Source organism: Haemophilus parainfluenzae (assembly GCF_003252755.1).
GTDB classification, from domain to species: Bacteria; Pseudomonadota; Gammaproteobacteria; order Enterobacterales; family Pasteurellaceae; genus Haemophilus_D; species Haemophilus_D parainfluenzae_N.
Map to the genome: position 1 here is coordinate 170,855 of NZ_QEPT01000003.1, position 24,650 is coordinate 195,504.

The 24,650-nt window shown below is 39.5% G+C and carries 25 protein-coding genes; 9 read left to right on the forward strand and 16 right to left on the reverse strand.

The annotated features are described in order from the left end of the window. Genes pgaB through DPV95_RS05455 form a run of 3 tightly spaced genes read left to right on the forward strand, consistent with a single transcriptional unit; the run spans position 1 to position 3,446 of the window. Complete coding sequence (gene pgaB / locus DPV95_RS05445) at positions 1–1,917, forward strand: poly-beta-1,6-N-acetyl-D-glucosamine N-deacetylase PgaB (protein ID WP_049368107.1); 1,917 nt, start codon at positions 1–3, stop codon at positions 1,915–1,917. A gap of 9 nt (positions 1,918–1,926) precedes the next feature. After that, positions 1,927–3,168: a poly-beta-1,6-N-acetyl-D-glucosamine synthase gene (gene pgaC, locus DPV95_RS05450; RefSeq protein WP_111406781.1), complete on the forward strand. Its 1,242-nt coding sequence runs from the start codon at positions 1,927–1,929 to the stop codon at positions 3,166–3,168. A 2-nt stretch (positions 3,169–3,170) separates the two neighbouring features. Then, positions 3,171–3,446 (forward strand): hypothetical protein, encoded by a 276-nt coding sequence (locus DPV95_RS05455; RefSeq protein ID WP_005698923.1) that lies wholly within the window; start codon positions 3,171–3,173, stop codon positions 3,444–3,446. Positions 3,447–3,542: 96 nt separating this feature from the next. Here the strand turns inward: DPV95_RS05455 and pckA are convergent, their stop codons facing one another. Then, entirely contained in the window at positions 3,543–5,159 is a 1,617-nt protein-coding gene (pckA, locus tag DPV95_RS05460; RefSeq protein ID WP_111406782.1) for a phosphoenolpyruvate carboxykinase (ATP), read from the reverse strand. A 256-nt stretch (positions 5,160–5,415) separates the two neighbouring features. Here pckA and DPV95_RS05465 point away from each other — a divergent pair, with 256 nt between their 5' ends. Then, positions 5,416–6,240: an alpha/beta hydrolase gene (locus DPV95_RS05465; RefSeq protein ID WP_111406799.1), complete on the forward strand. Its 825-nt coding sequence runs from the start codon at positions 5,416–5,418 to the stop codon at positions 6,238–6,240. Between the two features lie 42 nt (positions 6,241–6,282). Here DPV95_RS05465 and hslO read toward each other — a convergent pair whose 3' ends face one another. From hslO to DPV95_RS05500, 7 genes are all read right to left on the reverse strand, one after another. Then, on the reverse strand, positions 6,283–7,149 hold the full coding sequence (gene hslO, locus DPV95_RS05470) for an Hsp33 family molecular chaperone HslO (protein WP_111406783.1): 867 nt from the start codon (positions 7,147–7,149) through the stop codon (positions 6,283–6,285). A 198-nt stretch (positions 7,150–7,347) separates the two neighbouring features. Further along, complete coding sequence (locus tag DPV95_RS05475) at positions 7,348–8,427, reverse strand: porin (RefSeq protein WP_111406784.1); 1,080 nt, start codon at positions 8,425–8,427, stop codon at positions 7,348–7,350. Positions 8,428–8,592: 165 nt separating this feature from the next. Beyond that, positions 8,593–9,546 (reverse strand): lipopolysaccharide heptosyltransferase RfaC, encoded by a 954-nt coding sequence (gene rfaC, locus DPV95_RS05480; protein WP_111406785.1) that lies wholly within the window; start codon positions 9,544–9,546, stop codon positions 8,593–8,595. Next, positions 9,543–10,448 carry a DMT family transporter gene (locus tag DPV95_RS05485; RefSeq protein ID WP_111406786.1) on the reverse strand — a complete coding sequence of 302 codons (906 nt, stop codon included), beginning with the start codon at positions 10,446–10,448 and terminating at the stop codon, positions 9,543–9,545. Before DPV95_RS05485 ends, rfaC begins: the two co-directional genes overlap by 4 nt. Then, a complete protein-coding gene (gene waaF, locus DPV95_RS05490) occupies positions 10,445–11,488 on the reverse strand; it encodes a lipopolysaccharide heptosyltransferase II (RefSeq protein WP_111406787.1) in 1,044 nt (347 codons plus the stop codon). The genes DPV95_RS05485 and waaF overlap by 4 nt, the downstream gene beginning before the upstream one ends. A gap of 98 nt (positions 11,489–11,586) precedes the next feature. After that, positions 11,587–12,510, reverse strand: a complete 924-nt coding sequence (rfaD, locus tag DPV95_RS05495; RefSeq protein ID WP_111406788.1) for an ADP-glyceromanno-heptose 6-epimerase — start codon at positions 12,508–12,510, stop codon at positions 11,587–11,589. A 52-nt stretch (positions 12,511–12,562) separates the two neighbouring features. After that, the gene (locus DPV95_RS05500) at positions 12,563–13,066 is read right to left on the reverse strand and encodes a protein disulfide oxidoreductase (RefSeq protein ID WP_111406789.1); all 504 of its coding nucleotides are present in this window, start codon (positions 13,064–13,066) and stop codon (positions 12,563–12,565) included. Positions 13,067–13,176: 110 nt separating this feature from the next. Between DPV95_RS05500 and deoC the strand changes: the two genes are divergently transcribed. Further along, a complete protein-coding gene (gene deoC / locus DPV95_RS05505; RefSeq protein WP_111406790.1) occupies positions 13,177–13,851 on the forward strand; it encodes a deoxyribose-phosphate aldolase in 675 nt (224 codons plus the stop codon). Positions 13,852–13,916: 65 nt separating this feature from the next. Here the strand turns inward: deoC and proS are convergent, their stop codons facing one another. From proS to truD, 6 genes are all read right to left on the reverse strand, one after another. Further along, entirely contained in the window at positions 13,917–15,632 is a 1,716-nt protein-coding gene (proS, locus tag DPV95_RS05510; RefSeq protein WP_111406791.1) for a proline--tRNA ligase, read from the reverse strand. A 95-nt stretch (positions 15,633–15,727) separates the two neighbouring features. Then, positions 15,728–16,954, reverse strand: a complete 1,227-nt coding sequence (gene nlpD / locus DPV95_RS05515; RefSeq protein WP_049368095.1) for a murein hydrolase activator NlpD — start codon at positions 16,952–16,954, stop codon at positions 15,728–15,730. Positions 16,955–16,982: 28 nt separating this feature from the next. Continuing rightward, positions 16,983–17,171, reverse strand: a complete 189-nt coding sequence (locus DPV95_RS05520) for a hypothetical protein (protein WP_049368094.1) — start codon at positions 17,169–17,171, stop codon at positions 16,983–16,985. Between the two features lie 16 nt (positions 17,172–17,187). Beyond that, positions 17,188–17,763 (reverse strand): YqaA family protein, encoded by a 576-nt coding sequence (locus DPV95_RS05525; RefSeq protein ID WP_049368093.1) that lies wholly within the window; start codon positions 17,761–17,763, stop codon positions 17,188–17,190. A gap of 51 nt (positions 17,764–17,814) precedes the next feature. Continuing rightward, positions 17,815–18,555 carry a 5'/3'-nucleotidase SurE gene (surE, locus tag DPV95_RS05530; protein WP_049368092.1) on the reverse strand — a complete coding sequence of 247 codons (741 nt, stop codon included), beginning with the start codon at positions 18,553–18,555 and terminating at the stop codon, positions 17,815–17,817. Further along, positions 18,555–19,577 carry a tRNA pseudouridine(13) synthase TruD gene (truD, locus tag DPV95_RS05535; RefSeq protein WP_111406792.1) on the reverse strand — a complete coding sequence of 341 codons (1,023 nt, stop codon included), beginning with the start codon at positions 19,575–19,577 and terminating at the stop codon, positions 18,555–18,557. The genes surE and truD overlap by 1 nt, the downstream gene beginning before the upstream one ends. A gap of 206 nt (positions 19,578–19,783) precedes the next feature. Here truD and rraB point away from each other — a divergent pair, with 206 nt between their 5' ends. From rraB to slyD, 3 genes are all read left to right on the forward strand, one after another. Beyond that, on the forward strand, positions 19,784–20,212 hold the full coding sequence (gene rraB, locus DPV95_RS05540; protein WP_005695141.1) for a ribonuclease E inhibitor RraB: 429 nt from the start codon (positions 19,784–19,786) through the stop codon (positions 20,210–20,212). Between the two features lie 62 nt (positions 20,213–20,274). Continuing rightward, positions 20,275–20,988: an SIMPL domain-containing protein gene (locus tag DPV95_RS05545; protein WP_049368090.1), complete on the forward strand. Its 714-nt coding sequence runs from the start codon at positions 20,275–20,277 to the stop codon at positions 20,986–20,988. A 44-nt stretch (positions 20,989–21,032) separates the two neighbouring features. Then, a complete protein-coding gene (gene slyD / locus DPV95_RS05550; protein ID WP_049368089.1) occupies positions 21,033–21,671 on the forward strand; it encodes a peptidylprolyl isomerase in 639 nt (212 codons plus the stop codon). Between the two features lie 78 nt (positions 21,672–21,749). On the opposite strand, the gene hslU is transcribed toward slyD, so the two are convergent. Together hslU and hslV are read right to left on the reverse strand one after the other, a co-directional pair. Beyond that, positions 21,750–23,084 (reverse strand): ATP-dependent protease ATPase subunit HslU, encoded by a 1,335-nt coding sequence (gene hslU / locus DPV95_RS05555; RefSeq protein WP_049368088.1) that lies wholly within the window; start codon positions 23,082–23,084, stop codon positions 21,750–21,752. 9 nt (positions 23,085–23,093) lie between these two features. Then, the gene (hslV, locus tag DPV95_RS05560; RefSeq protein WP_005695137.1) at positions 23,094–23,624 is read right to left on the reverse strand and encodes an ATP-dependent protease subunit HslV; all 531 of its coding nucleotides are present in this window, start codon (positions 23,622–23,624) and stop codon (positions 23,094–23,096) included. Positions 23,625–23,843: 219 nt separating this feature from the next. Between hslV and aphA the strand changes: the two genes are divergently transcribed. Next, positions 23,844–24,551: an acid phosphatase AphA gene (aphA, locus tag DPV95_RS05565; RefSeq protein WP_049368087.1), complete on the forward strand. Its 708-nt coding sequence runs from the start codon at positions 23,844–23,846 to the stop codon at positions 24,549–24,551. Positions 24,552–24,650: the final 99 nt, after the last annotated feature.

Here is a 24,650-nt window from a genome sequence, read left to right on the forward strand (position 1 = left end):
ATGAAATCTCTAAAAAATATTTTCAGAGCAATTATTTGCTCCATTTCTCTTTTATCTGCTTTTTCTTTTGCTCAAGAACGCTATAGTGTTCTGGCTTATCATTCGGTCGTAGATGAAACTGCATCTAAAGATAAAAAAATCTATTTTCCACAAACCATTTCGGCCCAATTGTTAATTAAACATTTCAACTGGCTTAAAGAAAATAAGTACAACATTATTAGCTGGCAGCAAGTCATTGATGCGGAAAATGGGAAAGGTACATTACCCGATAATGCAGTACTATTAAGTTTTGATGATGGTTACGAAACTATGTATAGCGTTATTTTTCCACTATTAAAAGCGTACAACTATCCAGCTATTTTTGCACCTGTAACCAGTTGGTTGGATACACCTCAAAATCAAAAAATTCATTATGCCGATAAAATACTAGATCGTTCCGTCTTTGCTACCTGGGAACAAGTAAAAGAAATGGAGCAAAGCGGTCTAATTGAAATAGCCTCTCATACTCATGATATGCATAAAGGGGTAAATGCTAACCCTGCTGGTAGCAAAATACCTGCAGCAATCGTACCTGAATATAAAAATGGTAAATATGAAACTAAAGAATCCTATCAAAAAAGGTTATTAGAAGATTTTAAACATTCATCTCAAACTATTTTCAATCATATTGGGAAAAAACCTCGAATTATAGTATGGCCTTATGGACAATTTAATGATATTGCTGTTGAAACAGCTAAACAAACAGACATGCCCTATCATTTTTCTTTAGGAGAAAAGCTTATCAACAAGGTCGGGGATAGACATATCGGCCGTTTATTGTTAAATACTGAAACTGACTTAGCCACAATAAAAAACTATTTAAACAGAGTAGATGAAGAACGTAAAATTCAACGTGTAGTGCATATTGACTTAGATTATGTTTACGATGTAGATAAAAAACAGCAAGCTAAAAACCTTGATAAACTTATTGAAAGAATTCATAACTATGGAATTACAACCGTTTATCTTCAAGCGTTCTCTGATCCGGATGGGAATGGTGTAGCTGACGCTTTATATTTTCCAAACCAATATCTACCTGTTCGAGATGATATTTTTGGCCGTATAGCATGGCAATTACAAACCCGTGCTGGTGTTGAAGTATATGCTTGGATGCCTGTGCTTGCCTTTGATTTACGTAATAAAGTAAAAGATGCAAAATATGTTATCGATAGCCGTACTGGAAAACCATCAAAAGAGTCATATTTACGTCTTTCCCCCTATAATCGTAAGAATATTGAAATTATTAAATCTATTTACAACGATTTATCTTTCTATGCCAAATTTAATGGCATTTTATTCCATGATGATGCATTTCTAACTGATTTTGAAGGAAACGAAGGTAATCATGCAACTGGAGTTGTTAGCTCTCAAGCCAAACAAAAAACACTAGATCTTATTAGCTTAACCCACCAACTTAGTGATGCCTTAAAACCTTATTTCTTACGTGGCTCTTACTCGCTTAAAACTGCTCGTAATCTTTATGCATCAGTTATAACAGATCCAAATGCAGAAGAATGGCTAGCTCAAAATTTAAAAACGCTCACTGAAAATTATGATACAACCGCAATTATGGCAATGCCATATATGGAAAACGAGCATTCTATTTCAGAAAAAGAAGCTCATCGATGGTTCTCATCTCTCATTGAAAAAGTCAAAGCGCAAGTGCCATTAAATAAAGTCCTATTTGAATTTCAAGTAGTGAATTGGAGAACCCAAAAGCCAATTCCAGAAGTAGAACTCATTGATTGGATGAAATTACTGCAACAAAACCGTATTTATAGTTATGGTTACTACCCAGACAATTTCTTAAATAATCAACCTAACCTAGGCAAAATGAAACCGCACTTTTCAATAAATACTAATATGGGTAAACCATAAGGATTGATTATGAATCAACAATTCTTAGAAATGCTTAGCATCTTCGTATTTATGTATCCTGCTGGAATGGCAATATATTGGGTAACTGCAAGCCTCTGTTATTACCTTTTTATGGAAGGGAAGCTCAGGCAACCAACTTTCCAGCAAATGCCAAAAGAGCGAGTCTCAATGGTCAGCATTATGGTGCCCTGCTACAACGAGGGAGATAATTTAGATGAGGCTATCCCTTATTTACTTCAGCTAAGATACCCCAATTATGAACTCATCTTTATCAATGATGGTAGCAAAGATAACACGGGTGAAATTATTGACCGTTGGGCAAAAGAAAACAAACGCATTGTTGCACTTCATCAAGAAAACCAAGGTAAAGCCAGTGCATTAAATCATGGCCTATTAGTCGCTAAAGGGGAATACGTCGCTTGTATTGATGGCTATGCCGTATTGGATTTCGATGCTATCGATTACATGGTCCAATCCCTTGAATTAAACCGTTCTTATGGTGCCGTTACAGGTAATCCTCGTGTACGTAACCGTAGTACCATCTTAGGTCGATTACAGGTCTCTGAATTTAGTTCCATCATCGGTCTAATCAAACGAGCACAAAGCTTAATGGGAACAATCTTCACTGTATCTGGCGTATGCTGTCTATTTCGAAAAGAAATAATGGAAGAAATTGGCGGCTGGAGTACCAATATGATCACTGAAGACATTGATATCAGTTGGAAAATTCAAACCGCTGGTTACAACATAATGTATGAACCTAGAGCTTTATGCTGGGTACTAATGCCTGAACGCATTTCCGGTTTATATAAACAACGTTTACGTTGGGCACAAGGCGGAGCTGAAACTATTCTGAAATATTTCCCACAAGTCTGGCGATGGAAAAACCGCCGTTTGTGGCCTATGTACGCAGAATATTTAGTTACTGCGAGTTGGGCAATTTTATTAGTTACATTGGTTGCACTTGCACTATACCGCAAGTTTATTTTAGGTATGGGTATTCAAAACATGGAATTGTTTGAAACGAATATATCGATCATGTTTTTTTCCTTCTTCTTACAGTGCCTCTTAAGTCTATACATAGATTCACGTTATGAAAAAGGATTGATCCAATATGGAATTTCTTGCATTTGGTATCCCTATGTTTATTGGTTACTCAATACCGTAACACTGCTAGTAGGGATTCCAAAAGCAATTTTTAGAAACAAGTCCAAATTAGCTGTATGGACAAGCCCTGACAGAGGAGTTTAAATATGACAACGGCTACTTTACAACAATTGATGGTAATTAATAAAGGTAGAAGCCTTCCATTACTGATAAAAACCAAAAGCGCTTTATTAGATATTGCTACATGGGCTTTATGGGGTTATGTCATCACTTTTGTAGCAAGATATGCGGATCGCATCTTCACCAAACCAATTATTGATAGTTTATTGTTCCTTGATATTGTCAGTATTATGTTTACTGTATCAGCAGTATTGGTAGTATTGGCTTATGTTTGGTCTATTCTCACCGTAGCAAAAGAATAGATCAAAAAAATCTTAATATAAAAATAACCGCACTTGGGTTAAAAAATCAAAGTGCGGTTATTTGTAGAGGTATCTTAATTAGATACTAATTTCTAATTAAGCTTTTGGACCTGCTGCGATAAGCGCTTTACCTTCCGCGTTAGTCGCATATTTTTCGAAGTTTTTCACAAAACGTCCCGCAAGATCTTTTGCTTTTGCTTCCCATTGTGCTTTATCCGCATAAGTATCACGTGGATCTAAGATCGCAGGATCTACGCCAGGTAATGCTTTTGGAATGGCTAAATTAAAGATTGGTAACTCGCCCATTTCTGCTTTTTCGATAGAACCATCTAGGATTGCATCGATAATACCACGAGTATCTTTTATTGAGATACGTTTACCAGTACCGTTCCAACCTGTATTAACTAAATATGCTTCTGCACCGGCGGCTTGCATACGTTTAACTAACACTTGAGCATATTGTGTTGGGTGGAGAGTTAAGAACGCCGCACCGAAACATGCTGAGAAGGTTGGAGTTGGTTCAGTAATACCACGCTCTGTACCCGCTAATTTAGCGGTGAAACCAGATAAGAAGTAATATTTGGTTTGCTCTGGTGTCAATTTAGACACTGGCGGTAATACACCGAATGCATCCGCAGTTAAGAAAATTACTTTTGTTGCGTGACCTGCGCGAGACACCGGTTTAACAATATTATCAATGTGATAAATTGGGTAAGATACACGAGTATTTTCAGTTTTAGAACCATCGTCAAAATCAACTGAACCGTCAGCACGAACAACGACGTTTTCTAATAATGCATCGCGGCGGATTGCACGATAAATATCCGGCTCATTTTCTTCTGAAAGATGGATAGTTTTCGCATAGCAACCACCTTCAAAGTTGAAGATACCTACATCATCCCAACCGTGCTCATCGTCACCGATTAATTCACGTTTTGGATCGGTAGAAAGTGTGGTTTTACCTGTACCTGATAAACCGAAGAAGATTGCTACATCACCGTCTTTACCTACGTTAGCAGAACAGTGCATTGCACCTACACCTTTAAGTGGTAGGAAGTAGTTCATCATTGAGAACATACCTTTCTTCATTTCACCGCCGTACCAAGTACCACCGATTAATTGAATACGCTCAGTTAAGTTAAATGCAACGAAGTTTTCAGAGTTCAAACCTTGTTCTTTCCAGTTCGGGTTGGTACATTTAGAACCATTCATCACCACGAAATCTGGTTTAAAGGTTTTTAATTGTTCTTCTGTCGGACGAATGAACATATTTTTCACAAAGTGTGCTTGCCATGCTACTTCAGTCACAATACGCACTGCGATACGGTCTTGTTCACTTGCGCCACAGAAACCATCAACCACGAATAAACGTTTGCCAGAAAGTTGTTTAGTCACAAGACCTTTCAAGCTTGACCAAGTTTCTTGAGTCATTGGTTTGTTATCGTTTTTCGCCACATCAGAAGTCCACCACACCGTATCTTTTGTGGTATCATCTAAAACGATGTATTTGTCTTTCGGTGAACGACCGGTAAAGATCCCTGTATCAACAGCCACCGCACCAGTTGTGGTAAGTGTCCCTTTTTCAAAGCCTTCTAAGCCTGGTTTTGTTTCTTCTTCAAAAAGTTGTTCATAACTTGGGTTATAAACCACTTCTTTAACATCATGAATACCAACTGCTTCAAGTTCTTTAATTACGTTTTTAACATCAGTCATAGTTCACCTCTTGATTAAAGTTTAAAAATTTTTCCTATGTTTATTGTATGGGAATTGTCAAAAAAAAAATGTTAACTAGATCTCATTTTTGAACATTCATTGGAAAATTCTACCCCTTTTTAGGTGGTTTAGGAGGTTGGGATACAACAAGGTTGATTTACCCATCATATTTTCGATATAGTGAGAACTATTATCAACTCAAGACTCAATACCCATGTTCTCATTTTTGCGTTTACCCTTTTTATTTTGTCTGCTGATATTTACGCAAATCACGCAAGCAGAACCCGACTTTAAGATTCCACCTATTCAAGAAAGCATGAAAAAAATGTATCAAATTCAACAAAAAGATTTTACCTTTGAAGACAATCATTACCGCTTGTTTATTGCGGTACCACCAAAAACATCGCAAAAACTGACCGCACTTTACACGTTAGATGGCAATGCTCAATTTCCAATGGCCGTGAATGCTGTCAATCCCAATAAACCTCTACCGCTTATTGTCGGTATCGGTTATGTATCTGATAAAGCTTATGTTATTGAAGAACGCACGAGAGACTACACTTTCCCTGCAGAAGGTGCCGAATTCGCCAAAGGAGGAAAAGCTGCCAATTTTCTACGTTTTATTCAACAAGACGTAAAGCCTTATATTGAACAGCATTTTGATATTAATAAGGAAAAACAATATTTCTTTGGCCATTCTTTTGGTGGGTTATTTGGATTATATGTACTCTTCCATCAACCGGATTTATTTCAATATTACACCTTGGCAAGCCCTTCTCTTTGGTGGGGGAACGGCTCATTTCTACCTCAAAATGAACCATGGATTAGCCAAAAACCATCACATATTCTGATTACATTAGGCTATTATGAAGAGCATCCTGAACAGGATACGAATATGACTGAAGAACAATTACAGCGTATTAATCAACGGAAACAAATGCGAACAATCAATGCACATCAATTGGCGGAAATATTGGAAAAACAAGGTAATTCCGTGGAATTTATTTCAATTCCCAATAAAAATCATGGAGGCTCAATTCCGGACGCTATCAAACATTGTTTAGAACAAGTTCAACAATAAAAGGCTATAAAAAATCCCCGTTATCATAAACGGGGATTTTTCTTATTGGGCTTGTTTGAGTTTATCAATGGCTTCTTTATTGAAGAAGTAATGCGTGCCACAACATTCACACTGCATATCAATACTGCCTTTATGCTCTTCTAAGATTTCCTCAATTTCAGCTTCAGGAATCAGTAATAATGCAGCCCCTGAACGCTCCGGTGAGCAACCACAGAAGAAAGAAACTGATTGCGGTTCAAAAACTTCCACTACTTCTTCGTGATATAAACGATAAAGCAATTCTTCTGCCGGTAATCCAAATAACTCCTCATCTTTGACTGTTGCAGCTAAAGTCGTTAAATGTTCAAAATCCTCTGGCGTACCTTGGCCATCTGGCATAATTTGTAACAACATCCCTGCCGCCACTGGTTTGCCTTCATATTCACCGGTACGAATAATAAGTTGGGTTTGTAATTGTTCTGAACGAACAAAATAGTCTTCTAAACATTCCGTAATGGTTGGTTTATCTAAACCGATAACGCCTTGATAACGCTCACCTTCGGTTGGAGCAATCGTAATCACTAATACGCCTTTGCCGATCATATCATGTAGGCTCATACCGTCTTGAATATCACCTTGCACACGGGCTAATGCACGGATCTGTTGTTGATCATTGCCATTAACTAAGGCTAATTTTAATGGACCATCACCTTGAATTTGAACCGTAATATTGCCATTAAATTTTAATGTGGCGGTCAACAAATTCGTTGCCACCATCATCTCGCCCAGTAAGTTTTGTACCGCTTTTGGATAATGATGAGTATTCAATGTATCAGTAAAGGTTTGGTTTAATCGTACCCATTCACCACGCATGGCACGGTTTTGGAAAAGGTAACGGTAAAGTTTGTCATTGTCTTGAGTGTAATTCATTATTTGTTCCTATTTATTCTTTGAGTAAAAAGTGCGGTCAATTTTGAGAATAAATTGTAAACGTTCAAAAAAGATATCGTTTTGTTACCGCACTTTGTGCCTGTGCAGTATTATGGGGGTGAAAATCAAAATTACAAGCCAAAAAGAAAAGCGGATAGCTTTCACTATCCGCTAGTTTTATAAGATTAAACTGATAAATTACCAGTATGCACGTAAACCGATAACAGTTTTGAAATCGCGGCTACGATCTACAGTGCTGTTTTCGTATTTAGTACGAGTCGCTTGCCATTCTAAGAATGGTTTCACTTTTAAAGAACCTTGATTATATACGTAGTATTCAGTACCTACCATGAATTGACGAGTTCTGTCTGTATCACCAAATTGTTTATCTGTTTTATACGCATACATTGCATATACGTTCCAATCTTCGTTTAAACCTTGACGAACAATCGCACGCACTTCATTTTTAGTACGTTTGTCACCTTGGTTTTTAGTTACTTGACGTTCTAAATCTAAACCATAAGTGGTGTGAACGAAGTTATACGCTAAACCTAATCCATAAGCATTGCGGTAATATGCAGTATTATTCGCATTTTCAGAAATTTCACGAGTAAAACCAGCTGCTACGGTTACATTTTGGATGCTATCAATTGCATGATTGAAGATAAGACCTGTACCCCAAGCATTTTTACGTTTGTTCGCTAAATCAAGGTTTTTCATGCTACGTTTGCTTGAACCACCATAGTATGCACCAAATTTAACTTTGTTATCACCATAGTTACCGTTGTACACATATTGAGTTACACGACGTGCAGAACCATCTAATAAGCCATCAGATAAGCTGTAAGTATTTGCTAAGTCGGTTTGTCTAACTTCATCTGTAATGGTTACCATGTTACCGTAAGTTAATTCACCGAATTGTTTGTGGCCAAAACCAGCATAAAGTTGGTGAGTATAAACATGGTCAAAATCATGTTGTGAAGGTGCTTCACCACGCATACGCCATTCAGCACGGCCTAAAGCGTAGAAATCGCCACCTAAGCTTTGTTTTAATTTGAAACCAAAACGTGAGCCGTTGTTATCAACTGCGTGGTTGATGTGTTCTTTAGTTACATCACCATTTACATAGTTAGTTTTGTTAGAGGTGCTTTCCCATTTAACACGTAAAGAACCATAAAAATCAACATCAGTACCAGTTTGGTCAATGTGGAAGTTATAAGCTTGTGCAGAACCTGCTGCTAATGCGGCTACAGATAAAGCAAGAAGTGTTTTTTTCATAACGCTTTCCCTATTATTTAATGAAGTTTATTAAAAAATTGAACTTTTTGCAGTTTATACACTACAACTTAAATGGTCAACCCTAAATTTTGCCAACTATCAGAAAATAGGCAATATTTTGACTAAAATCAATCAAGATAAATACATATTTGATTATTTTACCGCCTATTTAATTAATAAATTAAGCGAAGAAAACACTTGGCTTGAAGTAATATTTTCCATTGTATTCGCCGTTAAATAATGCTGATTTTGACCATAACAGCCAATTAAGGTCGGATCACTTGCACCATAAAGCGTTATATTCGGTTTATCCAGTGCGGCTGTCAAATGGGCAAGCCCTGTATCTACCGATACCACGGCTTTCGCATTGGCAATTTGTCCAGCCAATTCATTCAATGAAAGCTTAGGCAAAACGACTACATGAGATAAACCTACGGCTAATCGCTCTGCTCTTGCCTTTTCTTTTTCATTTCCCCAAGGTAAACGGACTTGAACAGAAAGTGCGGTCAGTTTTTCAATTAAATTTCGCCATTCTTGTTCTGGCCAATGCTTTTCATCTCTTGTTGTAGAATGAAAAAAGATCACATAAGGTTCGATAGAATCTGCAGAAATAAAATGACGAGCAATACCATAATCCCCTTTTTCTTTCGGTAATGGATAAGATAAGGCTTGAGCAAAAAGTTGACGAATACGTTCTACCGCATGTTGTTGATAGGAAATAGCGTATTTTTTATCGTAGAACAAGGAGGCAATCGGCTCACGGATACTTTTTCGGTCATAACCATGTTTAACGCCATTGGCTAAGCGTGTTGCAAAAAAAGCACTCTTAAAAAGCCCTTGAGCATCAATCACAGCATCATATTGATTGGCTTGTAATAAAGTGCGGTAAGATTTCCACTCGTTTTTGGTCTGAGCCGAAAAAGGCGATTTTCGCCAACGTCTTAAGGCAATTGGAATGATTTGCTTCACTGCAGAATGCCAATGTGGAATTTCGGCAAAATTCTCTTCTACCACCCAATCAATGGAGAGATTAGGAATAGCACGCTGCGCATCAGTCAATGCCGGCAAAGTATGGATTACATCGCCCATAGAAGACGTTTTGATCACGCATACTTTCATTTAATTAACCTTCTTCCCCAGTGCATAATACCGAGACCTGACACCGCTAAAATACCCCCAATAATTAAGGATGAATCCACTTGTTCATTCAACCAAACGGCTGAAAATAAAATGCCTAAAATCGGCACAAGAATAATGTAAGCCGAGGCATTGCCTGCCCCTAAGTATTTCACCCCATCAAAATACCAGGCGTAGGCCAATACTGTCGCACCAAATGCGAGGCCAAGCAAACTGATCCACTCACCTTGAGATAAATTCTGTACCGTAAGCCAATCGTCTGCACTTTCCACGCATAATGCGCTCATAAATAACAATAAAAAACCAAAAATAGAAGATAAGGTGGTTGCGGTGAGCGAATCAATACCTGCGAGTACTTTTCTTGCTAATAAGGTGTAAACCACCCAACAAATTAGCGCCCCAATTAATAATATTTGCCCAAAGCCAAAGGAATCCATCATCTGTAAAAAGTTCCCTTTTGTGAGAGCCAATAGCGATCCACTCATGGCAATAATCATTCCGAGTATTACCCATCGATTCCATTTTTCTTTAAATAAAAAAATTGCCAAAAGCGTCGTGAAAACAGGGTTTGTTGCTACAATCACGGCTGCTTGCCCCGCAGGAAGATATTTCAGTCCCCAGATAAAAAACGTGGAATAGGCAAAAACACCGAAAAAGGCAGTCACAAACAAACCTATCCATTGGTTTGCTCTTAGTTGTTTCGCATATTTAAAGCGATTTGCCGCATATAACCAAATCATGAGCGGAATAATCGCAAAGAAAAATCGCAAACTGGAGGCAACAAACGTCGGCATAGCTTGAGCAACCACTCGCCCCCAAGGCCAAGATGCCCCCCATAAAATAGCCATTCCGATTAATTGTAAGTGTATGCGAAGAGGGTTCATTTTGCTAATAATGCCTCTAATTTTTCTAATGCCATTTCAGGTGTAATATCAATCAAACTTTGATGATACCCTTCCGAGCTATCTGTACTTTTACGCACTTTAATTAAATCACCTTCAATTAAACGAATAATCACGGCTTTATCAGATAATGGTGGCGTATAAGTTGGGCTTGTTGGGCCATAAAGCGCGACCAATGGACGATCTGTCGCAGCGGCAATATGCATTAAGCCACTGTCATTACTCACTACTGCCGTACAATTAGCGATTAAATCTACCGCTTGATTCAGGTTTGTTTGTCCCGCTAAATTTAAACAAAACGGTTGCAGTTCTGCTGACAACGCATTGCGGATTTGCTCACCTGCTTCCACATCTTTTGGTGAACCAAATAATTCTACCGCATAGCCTTTTTCAATCAGCATTTCGGCCAATTTAGCGTAATGATAATGCGGCCAACGTTTTGCCGGGCCAAATTCCGCCCCCGGACAAAATCCAATAATCGGACGTTCGCCTAAAAGTGCGGTCTGTTTTTCAAAGTTTTTTAAGGTTTCCGCTTGTTGAGTTGGGTCAACGGTTAAATAAGGTTTTAGAACAGGAATATCAGCCGCTTTCGGTACCGCATTTTGCTCAAAGGCTAACGCCACATAACGCTGCACCATCATTGGGTACTCACGTTTGTTATTACGTAAATCGTTAAGCAAGAAATAACGGCTTTCCCCTTTCCAACCACGACGCACAGTAATTTTTGCAAAGGCGGGAATAAAGGCTGACTTCAAGGAATTTGGTAACACAATCGCCATATCATATTGATTACGTAATGCTTTACCTAAACGATAACGTTCACACAAGGCAAACTTACCATGACCAAGCGGCATTTCAATGGCATGACGCACTTCTGGCATGCGGGCTAAAAGCGGTTTACACCAATTCGGTGCCATCACATCAATTTGGCAATTGGGATATTGCAGTTTGAGTTGTTGATACAAACTGTGCGACATCATCATATCGCCGACCCAAGACGGGCCGATAATTAAAATATTCATGCTTGACCTTATAACAAAAGTGCGGCTAAAAATAAGACTAATTTTAACCGCACTTTATTCATTTTCTAGTATTGAACGACATTATTTGTTCAATAATTTTATTTATTTAACCACACCATGTACTCAGCCACACCTTCCGCTACGGTTTTAAATGGTTTGTCATAGCCAGTTGCACGAAGTTTATCAAGGTTAGCTTGCGTATATTCTTGATAGCGAGATTTCAAATGCTCTGGGAATGGAATAGTTTCCACTGCACCTTTACCATGGAATTTAATCACTGCTTTTGCCACTTCAGCGAAAGACTCCGCATTGCCGGTACCACAGTTGAATATACCTGAAATGCCATTTTGCCAGCACCAAATGTTGACTTGTGCCACATCGCCTACATAAACGAAATCACGGCGGAAGTGTTCACTGCCTGCAAATAATTTTGGATTTTCGCCTTTAAGAATCTGGTTATTTAAGTGGAATGCCACACTTGCCATTGAACCTTTGTGACCTTCACGCGGACCATACACGTTGAAATAACGGAAACCACATACTGGTGATTTTGCTTCAGGTAAAATTGCACGTACATATTGGTCGAACAAGAATTTAGAATAACCGTACACATTCAATGGACCTTCAAATTCACGCTCTTCACGGAATTCAGTTTTGTCGCCATAAGTCGCCGCACTTGATGCATACAAGAACGGAATTTGACGATCTAAACAGTAATGCAATAACTCTTTTGAATACTCGTAGTTATTATGCATGATGTATTTGCCATCCCATTCAGTAGTCGCTGAGCAAGCCCCTTCATGGAATACCGCATCGATCTCACCTAAATCATCGCCTGCAATAATGGATGCAATGAAGTCTTCTTTATCGCAGTAATCTGCGATATCAAGATCCACTAAGTTAATGAATTTAGTCCCGTCTTTTAAGTTATCCACCACTAAAATATCTTTGCGTCCCATATCATTTAACGCTTTAACGATATTACTGCCGATAAAACCTGCACCACCTGTTACGATAATCATAATTCTGTCCTCTTTAAAATAAGTCTGTGTATTGTAATAGATTTTGTACCGCTTAGCCAAAAAACTCTGTGAAAAACAACCGCACTTTTAAGCCCCAATAACTTGTCCAGCCCGTTGTGGCCAAATCTATTTTTCCTTTATTTAAAATAACAATCGTCGGTGTCACATTCACCTGCCATTGCTCAGCAATCTTGCCTTGAGGATCATTCACCGTTGTAAACTGATAGTGATGCGTTTGTAAATAATCTTCCACGTCCTTATTTGTCCCCGAACGTAGCGCGACAGAGACTACCGGATAGCCTTCTTCTGAAAGTGAATTAATCGCTGGAGAAGTATAACGACAATAACCGCACCAACTTCCCCAGAAATAAATGATCGTCGGCTTAGCTTGATCTAATTGAGGTAAAAAGAAGGCATTCCCCTGTAAATCATAAAGTGCCGTCGCATTGATTTCAGGCGGAATATTAGGTTTACGAATAAAATCGAGAATACTGCTTACAATAATCAACGTCAGTAGGAGCGAAATCGCATTTTTTAATAATGTTTTAAGCTTCACAATAAAATTTCATGATCTAGGATAAATGGATTGTAATCGATCAGAAAAGTGCGGTCAAAATTACAGATATTTTGTTATGATAATCACATCATTTTATAAGGAGAAAAAATATGGATAGTAAACAATTAGCACAATATATTGATCACACTGCCCTTACTGCTGAAAAAACAGAACAGGATATTCTTAAACTCTGTGATGAAGCTATTGAATACGGTTTTTATTCAGTCTGCATTAATTCAGGTTATATTCCTTTAGCTAAAGAAAAGCTAGCAGGTACAAACGTTAAAATTTGTACCGTTGTTGGTTTCCCACTTGGTGCCAACTTATCCTCTGTCAAAGCGTTTGAAACTCAAGAAGCAATCAAAGCGGGTGCGAGTGAAATCGATATGGTGATTAATGTTGGCTTAATTAAATCCAATAAATGGGATGCCGTAAAAGACGATATTCAAGCTGTATTAACCGCTTGTCATGGCGTGCCGCTTAAAGTGATTCTAGAAACGTGCTTACTCACCAAAGAAGAAATCGTAAAAGCCTGTGAAATCTGTAAAGCGTTGGGTGTGGCATTCGTTAAAACCTCAACCGGTTTCAATAAAGGTGGGGCAACCGTAGAAGATGTGGCATTAATGAAGAAAACGGTAGGCAACATTGGCGTGAAAGCCTCTGGCGGTATTCGTGATACTCAAACCGCACTAGCCATGATTGAAGCAGGTGCGACACGAATTGGTGCAAGCGCAGGGATTGCTATTGTAACGGGTGTTTCTGGTAATACCTCAAGTAATTACTAATCGATAATAAAAAAGGAGATTGAAGTGTGTGTCTCAATCTCCTTTTTTCATCATCAAAGACTTAATTAAGCTTTAATTTGCCCTTTCAAGAAATCTAACAACTGATCTTTTGCAATCATTTGTTTTTCACCGGTGCGACGATTTTTATATTCAATTTCGCCGTTTGCGAGATTTTTCTCACCAATCACCACCATGTGTGGGACACCGATAAGTTCCATGTCTGCAAACATCACACCTGGGCGTTCTTTACGATCATCAAAGATCACTTCTACACCTTGTGCTTGTAAAGTGCGGTACAATTCTTCTGCATATTGTTGAACGCTTTCAGATTTGTGCATATTCATAGGCACAACGGCTACGGTGAATGGCGCAATTTCATCTGTTGGCCATACAATACCGCGATCATCAAAATGCTGTTCAATCGCTGCAGCCACCACACGTGTTACACCAATACCGTAACATCCCATGGTTACGACCATTGGACGACCATCTTCACCTTGAACCGTCGCATTCATGGCTTCTGAGTATTTTTTACCTAATTGGAAAATATGGCCGACTTCGATACCACGTTTAATCAATAAGGTACCTTTACCATCTGGACTTGGATCACCTTCAACCACGTTACGAATATCCGCCACTTTTGGTAACGCTACATCACGTTCCCAGTTGATATTGAAGTAATGTTTACCATCAATGTTTGCACCCGCGCTGAAATCAGACACTAACGCCACTGAACGGTCAATAATCACTGGAATATTGAGATTAACAGGACCTAATGAGCCTACACCTGCACCAATTTTTGCTTTAATAACAGCTTCGTCTGCAAACTCAAATGGTGAAGCCACTTCTGGTAATTTTTCCGCTTTGATTTCGTTTAATTCATGATCACCACGAATCACTAATGCCACCAACGGTTGCTCTTCGCTTGCCCCTTTTACAATTAAGGTTTTAACCGTTTTCTCAATTGGCAAATTGAATTGTTCCACCAACTCAGCAATGGTTTTTGCATTTGGCGTATCAACTAATTCCATTGCTTTCGTTGGCGCGGCACGTTCACCAATCGCCACCGCTTCCGCTAATTCAATATTTGCAGCGTAATCAGATTCAGTAGAGAAAATCACATCATCTTCACCACTGTTCGCTAATACTTGGAATTCATGTGAGGCACTACCACCGATAGAACCCGTGTCCGCTTGTACTGCACGGAAATCTAAACCTAAGCGATTGAAAATATTGCTATAAGTTTGGTACATCACATCATAAGTTTGTTGCAAGCTCGCGTGATCCGTATGGAAAGAATAGGCATCTTTCATGATAAATTCACGCGAACGCATTACACCGAAACGAGGACGCACTTCATCACGGAATTTTGTTTGAATTTGGTATAAATTGATTGGAAGTTGTCTGTATGATGACACTTCGCGACGAACTAAGTCCGTAATCACTTCTTCGTGTGTTGGACCTAATACAAAGTTACGGTTTCCACGATCTTCAAAACGAAGTAATTCGGGACCATATTGTTCCCAACGACCTGATTCTTCCCATAATTCTGCTGGTTGTACTACTGGCATTTTGATTTCAAGTGCGCCGCTTTTATCCATTTCTTCACGGATGATTTTTTCTACTTTACGGAGCACACGCCAGCCGGTTGGCATCCAATTATAAAGACCTGAAGCAAGAGGACGAATCATCCCTGCACGAAGCATCAATTGATGGCTCACAATAGCCGCTTCAGCCGGGGTTTCTTTTAATGTTGAGAATAAATATTGACTTGTACGCATTGAATTAACCTTAGATTCTAAGCATTGAGAAAAAATTGGTGAGAGTATAACAAAAAGTGCGGTCATTTTTAACCGCACTTTTTTCTGAGAAAAGATTATCTTCTCGGTAAGTATCTAACTGGATCGACAGATTTACCTTTATAACGAATTTCGAAATGAAGTTTCACCGCATTTGTTCCTGTGCTACCCATTTTCGCAATCTCTTGACCCGCTTTCACTTCTTGTTGATCGCTCACAAGGATCTTGTCGTTGTGTGCATAAGCACTTAAGAAATCATCATTATGTTTGATGATGATTAAGTTACCGTAGCCACGTAATGCATTACCTGCATAAACAATACGACCGCTTGCCGCCGCTTTAACCGATTGTCCTCGAGAACCGCTGATATCAATCCCTTTATTACCACCATCGGAGTTAGAGAAACCTTGGATCACGTTGCCTTGTGTTGGCCATTGCCATGCTACATTCGATGCCACTGGTGCTACAACGTTTGCATTAACGGGAGTATTGTTTGTGGTTTCCACTTGTGTTGTCATTGTCACTGGTGTGCTAGGTGTATTGTTGGTAAACGCTGGTGTTGATGCGCCACCTGTTGCGACACCTGATTTAATTGGACCAATTACCGTACCATCAGAACCAATTTGAGTACCGTTCGCACCTGGTGTATAAGTCACTTCAGGCTCAGCAGGGGCTGCCGGTGCAGCTGGTGCCGTCGTTTTCACTGGTACAGTCGTGGTAACCGTTTTAGTTGAACAATTTGAAATTTTTAACGTTTGGCCTACGCTTAAGCTATAAGGCTCTTTCATATTGTTCATGCTTGCCAAATCTTTCACATCCATACCGGTCAAGTAAGCGATTAAGAACATGGTATCGCCTTTGTTTACTTTATAGGTATTTCCCTTGTATGAACCTTTTTGAATTTGGCTGTAATCCGGTGCGTTGGTATTTGGATTACGTGGCACGTTGATTGCACCTGAGCTGGTGCAATCAGAAACTGTTTTAGTTACCGTTTTAGTTTGCGGTTGAACCGGTGCTGGAGCAGGCTGTGGTTGAGTTGCTGCTGGCTGTTGTACCGGTTGATAAGTCGGTTGGAAACTTGGTTGTGGTGTTTGAGTTCCCGTTGGCACGCTATTACCCATGGTATTTGGCATCGTATTTTGTTGGATTTCTGGCTGCCATGTACCGCTCGAATTATTATCGACAGGTTGCATTACACCTGGAGAGAGTGTGCCATCCACATTTTCGATTGGTGCAGGGCTATTTGAACTACACGCGGTTAAAATAGCGATGCTCACAGGGAGCAATAAAAACGATTTTTTCATTTATTCTTCCTTTAACATTAAATTTATTTTATTTCATTTGATTTGGCATCGAATTCTTTTCAATTTCCGGCATAAAGCTACCACCAGCAATTGCTCCCGTTCCTTCTACTGGCTGCATAATACCATCAGGTAATGCATCAGGATCTTGTTTTTTGGGTTCTCCCGTACAAGCTGAGATCAGCAATGCACTTGAGATGATAAAGAGTAATCTATTCATAAAAAAAGTCATCCTGTTATTTCAAAATAATATAAGCAATCACAGCCAGAGCGACCACACTCCAACCAATGAACTCAATGGATTTACGTAATTTCGCCGCGAATTTTTCTCCGCCCCATGCAGCCAATTTTGCTACTAAAGTAAAACGAGCAAAACGCGATACAAATGCGCTAATCACAAATGGGATAAATGCCATTTGCATCACACCCGCGCAAATCGTGAAAACTTTATAAGGAATAGGACTGAAACCGGCAACAAAAACTACTAAAATACCCCATTCTTTAAACCAAGCTATAGCCTGTTCCCAAGCGGCTTGGTAGCCCCATTGTTGAATATAGCCTTGAACCCAATCAAAAGCATAATAGCCGATAGCATAACCAATCATTCCGCCGACAACCGAAGCGACAGCCGTATAAAGCGCAAAACGAAACGCACTTTTCGGTTTTGACATTGACATCGGAATCAACATGACATCTGGTGGAACGGGGAAGAAAATGGCCTCAATAAAACTCACAAAGGATAACCAAAACACGGCAAAGCGATGTTTTGACCATTGCATTGTTTTATCATACATCGCACCAAAAATATTCATTCACTTATCCTTTATTGCTTCAATAGGGAAAATTCTTTTCAAAACGGCACATTATTCACTTTCCAGCCAATCTTGTAAAGCAGCAATTGACTGATGAGCCGTAAGATCCGCTTGAATTGGCGTAATTGAAACATAACCATTTTTTACCGCATGGAAATCCGTGCCTTCACCATCATATTCTGGCAAGCCTGACGGGCCAATCCAATAGATATGTTCACCTCGAGGATCCTTTTGTTTAATCACTTCCGCTGCAGAGGTGCGATAGCCTAAATGGCAGACTTTAATGCCTTTGAGTTCTTCGTAAGGCAAATCTGGTACATTAATGTTAATCACTTCGCGTTTATTCAATAATTGAGGATGCAATTTGGGAATCAAATCACACACCACGCGAGCCGCTGTTTCATAATGCAAACGACCATCTAAAGAGACAGCAATGGCTGGCAACTCCAAATGGCGACCTTCCAATGCGGCAGCTAAGGTACCTGAATACAATGTATCATCACCCATGTTACAACCTGCATTAATACCTGATACCACAAGATCCACTTGTCCAGATAAAAAACCATTCAATGCCAAATGCACACAATCAGCCGGTGTGCCATTTACGCAATAATCACCACTGTCTAAATGACGCGGACGAAGCGGCTCAATAAGCGTTAATGAGCTTGATGCCGCGCTACGATTACGATCGGGCGCAACAATCACCACATCGGCAATTTTGCGTAATTCTTTTGCTAAAACTTGAATCCCTTCGGCGTGAAAACCGTCATCATTGCTGACTAAAATTCGCATTATTCTTCTTCCTTAATATTTACTAACTCTCGCACTAATGCAGTCGCATAACTTCCTGTCAGCAAATAAAATGAGAGCTTTAATCCTTCTTCAACAAACGTCCAATGGAAATCTTTTGCCTTCATCAATAAAGGGCGGCGAGCGGCTTTCATTCTTTCTTGTTTCATCAATTCTTGGAAAACCTGATGTTCCAAAACCACTTGATTTTCGACCGCACTTGCAGATAAATTTTCTTCGCCAATTAAAGGCGCGGTCAGCAAAATATCTTGCTCATTCAAACGTTGCTGTAAAACCGCTAAATCTTCATTTTCATCAGCTTTAAACCAACTGTGCGATCCGTTTAATTGCACAATATCGTCTCTTAGAACCTGATCTGCCACATTTTGTTCAATTCGTTCTGCTACAACTAAATTAAAAATTTCGCTGCGAGCGGCGGAAAGATAAAAACTGCGTTTTTTACGATCTTTGACCTTAATCTCCCCTTTCGCCCAACGAATCACTTGGGTCAGATTACGACCATCACGCCCAAAACGTTGTTCAGTGAAGTAGTTAGGGAAACCATATTTCGCCACAAAATTTAAGCGTTCATTCAACTCATCACTTTCTTTTGCACCGCGCAATAAAATCTCGAAGGTATTTCCTTGAAGACTACCCGTACGAATTTTACGATTGTGGCGAGTGACGTCTAAAATCTCGACGCCTTCCAACTGAAATTGGCTAAAATCTGGCGTTTCCTTCCCCGGCATTTGCAAACAAAACCATTGTTCCGTAATGCCATGACGATCTTTCAAACCGGCATACCCCATATTTCGCTCAGAAATGCCTGCGAACTTGGCAAGTTTTTCACCCACAAACAATGTATTGCAATCCGTTTTACGGATTTTTACCGCCACAAATTCGCCTTCGCCTGACATTTCATAGCCCAGATCTTCTTTAACAATAAAATCAGCGAACTCTTGCTTTAAAAGTGCGGTTGTTTTTGGTGGTGTTTTTAAGGTGAAATAAGGGAGATGTTTGACCATTTTTTTCGTTCTAAAATAAGAAAGCCCAACTTTTTTCGCTGCAATAAATAGCGTGTTCAGCTGGGCATGTTAAGCACAATTTATTCGCGCAGAATTTTAACCTTTCCGCCCCTTCAAGGCAAACTGAAATGAGAATAAATTTTTAGCGACATTTTCATCTTTATCCCCTACAATGACCGCACTTTTTCTGACAAAAGGAATGCCTTATGACGAACTTTAACGAACTCCAAGAAGAAACCCGTGAAATCATTACGGATTTATTAAATGACGGCAGCGATCCGGATGCCCTTTATATTATCGAACATCACATCGCTCATTATGATTTTGATACCTTAGAAAAAATTGCTGTGGATGCTTTCAAAGCAGGCTATGAAGTGTCAGAAGCGGAAGAATTTGAAGATGAAAGTGGCAAGGTGATTTTCTGCTTTGACATCATCAGTGAAGTGGAATTAAAGCCTGAAATTATCGATGCACAACAAAAAGAAATTTTACCCTTAGTGGAAAAATACAAAGGCATTTATGATGGCTGGGGCACGTATTTTGAAGATCCGAATGCTGAGGATGATGAATACGGTGATGACGGTGAATTTTTTGACGATGAAGATGTCGAAGACGACAACGAACGTTTACATTAATAATAACAAAGGGCGTGTTAAACCGCCCTTAATTTTTATCTTACCCAAATAGGAATGAAACAATGAAACTCAAAGCACTTTCTTTAACATTACTTGCCCTGCCTATCGCTTCTTTTGCAACAGAACCCGTATCTCATCAGCCAACTGATGTCAGCTTTAGTGTTGAAGCTGAAAGAGAGGTAGAACGTGATTTATTGCAAGTGTCCCTTTTTTACCAAGCAGAGGGCAATGATTTATCCGCACTCAATAAAACTATGGCGGAAAAAATGAATAAAGCCATTGAGTTGGCAAAAGCACAAAGTGCGGTTGAAATTAAAGATAATTCTCGCAATACCTGGATTCGTTATGACAATAAAGGCAAACAACAAGGCTGGATTGCGCGTGCAGAATTAACCTTAGAAAGTAAAGATTCTCAAGCGTTATCAACCCTAGTACATGAATTAGATGGCGTATTAGCCATTGATCGCGTAAGCGCGTCTGTTTCACGTGAAAAATTAAGTAGTTTAGAAAAGGAATTAACCAAAGAAGCTTTAGCGAAAGTTAAAGATAAAGCACTCTTAATTCAAGAATCTTGGCAGATGAAAGGTTATCACACACAAAGCCTTGACGTGTCTTCTGCCAATGATTCAGCGAATGATTTCCGCCCTTATGCCGCAGGAGCAATGATGGCAAAAAGTTTCTCTTACTCAGATGAAAAAGATGAAACTTACACTCAAAGTGGCAAAGAGAAAATTAAAGTCAGTGTGAATGCGCGAATTGCATTGCTTAAAGAATAATTTTCTATACAATGAACGACGATTTTTTTAATAAGGAAAACACTATGAAAGTAGCAAAAAATACGGTTGTGAGTATCGCTTACCAAGTACGTACTCAAGACGGTGTATTAGTTGATGAAGCACCAGCAAATCAACCATTAGAATATTTACAAGGCCACAATAACTTAATCATTGGTCTTGAAAATGCCTTAGAAGGTAAAGAAGTTGGCGACAAATTTGAAGTGCGTGTTCAACCTGAAGAAGGCTACGGCGAATACAATGAAAACATGGTTCAACGTGTACCAAAAGATGTATTCCAGGGCGTTGATGAAGTCGTTGTTGGTATGCGTTTCTTAGCTGACACAGATATCGGTCCAGTTCCAGTTGTGATCACTGAAGTGGATGGCGATGAAGTGGTAGTTGATGGTAACCACATGTTAGCGGGTCAAGAATTACACTTCACTGTGGAAGTTGTTGGCACTCGTGAAGCAACATTAGAAGAAATTGCTCACGGTCACGTACATGGCGCACATGATCACCACCACCACCATGATGACGAAGATGGTCACGGTTGTGGTTGCGGCGGTCACGGTCATCACCACCATGATCACGATCATGGGCACGATGGTTGCTGTGGCGGTGGTCATAAACACGATCATGATCACGGACACGGTCATGGCGGCTGTGGTTGCGGTGGTCACTAATCTTAATCTAGAAATAAAACTAGAGATAAAAAAAGTGCGGTTAAAAATAACCGCACTTTTTCTTTATCTAAACTTTCATTACAGAATGAATCGACTTAAATCTTCATTCTCAATCACTTCGCCCAATGCCTCAATCACATAAGCAGCATCGATATTCACGGTTTGACCATCCATTTCGCTCGCATCAAATGAGATTTTATCCATTAAACGTTCCATAACGGTATGTAAACGTCTTGCACCGATATTCTCCGTTTTCTCATTCACACGGAAGGCGGCTTCAGCAATTTTCTTGATGGCATCTTGTGTAAACTCAATGTTCACGCCTTCTGTCGCCATAAGCGCTTTATATTGCTCCGTTAAAGAGGCATTTGGCTCAGTTAGAATACGCTCAAAATCTTCTGCCGTTAATGCAGACAACTCAACACGAATCGGCAGACGGCCTTGCAACTCTGGGATTAAATCCGATGGACGTGCCACTTGGAATGCGCCCGATGCAATAAAGAGAATATGATCGGTTTTCACCATCCCGTGTTTGGTATTAACCGTTGAACCTTCCACTAATGGCAATAAGTCACGTTGCACACCTTCTCGTGAAACATCGGCACCACTGTATTCACCTTTTTTACAGATCTTATCGATCTCATCAATAAACACAATACCGTTTTGCTCAACGGCATCAATGGCTTTTTGTTTCAATTCTTCTGGATTAATCAATTTTGCCGCTTCATCATCAATTAAGGTTTTTAATGCATCCTTAATTTTCATTTTGCGTTTTTTAGTTTTATCCGAACCCAGGCTTTGGAACATGGATTGCAACTGATTAGTCATTTCTTCCATGCCTGGAGGTGCCATAATTTCCACGCCCATTGACACGCCCGCAGACACATCAATTTCGATTTCTTTATCGTCTAATTGACCTTCACGCAATTTTTTACGGAACGCTTGGCGAGTGCTGCTATTGGTATCGTGGTTTTCCACTTCACCCCATTGATTTTTTGGTGGTGGTAGTAATGCATCTAAAATACGATCTTCAGCCGCATCTTCTGCTTTCGCACGATTTTTCGCAATTTCTTGCTGGCGAACCAATTTCATCGCACTGTCCGTTAAATCACGAATAATGGAGTCCACTTCTTTCCCCACATAACCCACTTCGGTGAACTTGGTCGCTTCCACTTTAATGAATGGTGCATTGGCTAATTTTGCAAGACGACGCGCAATCTCGGTTTTCCCCACCCCCGTTGGCCCAATCATTAAAATATTTTTAGGGGTCACTTCATGACGAAGTGGCTCTTGCAACTGCATTCTTCTCCAACGGTTACGTAACGCGATCGCAACCGCTCTTTTCGCCTCTTTTTGGCCGATAATATGTTGATCTAATTCGGAAACAATTTCACGAGGGGTCATTTCAGACATAATTTTTCCTTATTTATTCGGTAATTCTTCGATAGTGAAATTCGTATTGGTAAACACGCAAATATCACCGGCAATTTTTAAAGACTTCTCAACAATTTCACGTGCTGATAAATCGGTATTTTCCACCAATGCACGAGCGGCCGACAACGCATAATTACCGCCTGAACCAATCGCTAAAATCTGATCGGCTTCCGGTTGCACCACATCACCAATACCGGTAATGATTAAACTTTCTTTTTCATCCGCCACAATCAGCATCGCTTCTAACTTGCGTAAGGCACGATCGGTTCGCCAATCTTTGGCTAATTCCACGGCGGCTTTTAACAAATGCCCTTGATGCATTTCTAATTTTCGCTCAAATAATTCAAATAAGGTGAACGCATCGGCTGTACCGCCTGCGAAACCGGCTAAAACTTTGCCATTATATAAACGGCGTACTTTACGGGCATTCCCTTTCATGACGGTGTTGCCTAATGAAACCTGTCCATCGCCTCCAACAACCACTTGGCCATTACGACGTACGCTTACAATTGTTGTCATTCTTTTATCCTTCTTTTAAGAAAAGTTATTCGTTATATGGCGTTCAATTCCGCCAAATTCAAGGGGAAATTTTTCTTTGATGCTTTATTAAACAACCATTTCAAAAAAATGTGACAAAGATCACTTTTTTAAATAGCAAACGATTGCTATTATTTCACACCCATATTTTAAAGTAATATGATTTATTACAAGTAAAACAAACTACTTAATGAGGAAAACATGAAAAATTTACTTAAACTTTCTGCCATTGCAATTTTAGCGGCAAGCGCAGCCTCTACTTTTGCATCAAACAAAGAACCTTACACTGAACAAGGTACGAATGCTCGTGAAATGACAGAGCAAAAACCTATTCACTGGATCTCTGTTGAACAATTGAAAAAAGAATTGGAAGGCAAAGCACCCATTAATGTGAGCTTCGACATTGACGATACCGTCCTTTTCAGTAGCCCTTGTTTCTATCACGGCCAAGAAAAATACTCACCAGGTAAAAATGATTACTTAAAAAATCAAGATTTCTGGAATGAAGTAAATGCGGGTTGTGACCAATATTCTATTCCAAAACAAATTGCGGTGAATTTAATTAATATGCACCAAGCACGTGGTGACCAAATTTATTTCATTACCGGTCGTACAGCAGGCGATAAAGATGGTGTGACACCAGTGCTACAAAAAGCCTTTAATATTAAAGACATGCATCCTGTAGAATTCATGGGTGGTCGCAAACTTCCAACTAAATATAACAAAACACCGGGTATTATTGAGCACAAAGTGAGTATTCACTATGGTGACAGCGATGACGATATCCTAGCCGCAAAAGAAGCAGGTATTCGTGGTATTCGTTTAATGCGTGCCGCTAACTCAACTTATCAACCAATGCCAACCCTTGGTGGCTACGGCGAAGAAGTATTGATTAACTCAAACTACTAATCTTTATAAAAAAAGTGCGGTTATTTTTGACCGCACTTTCTTTGTCTAGTGAAAATCCTCTTAATTTTTAAAAAGTTTCTGGGAATATGCTAAAATTTT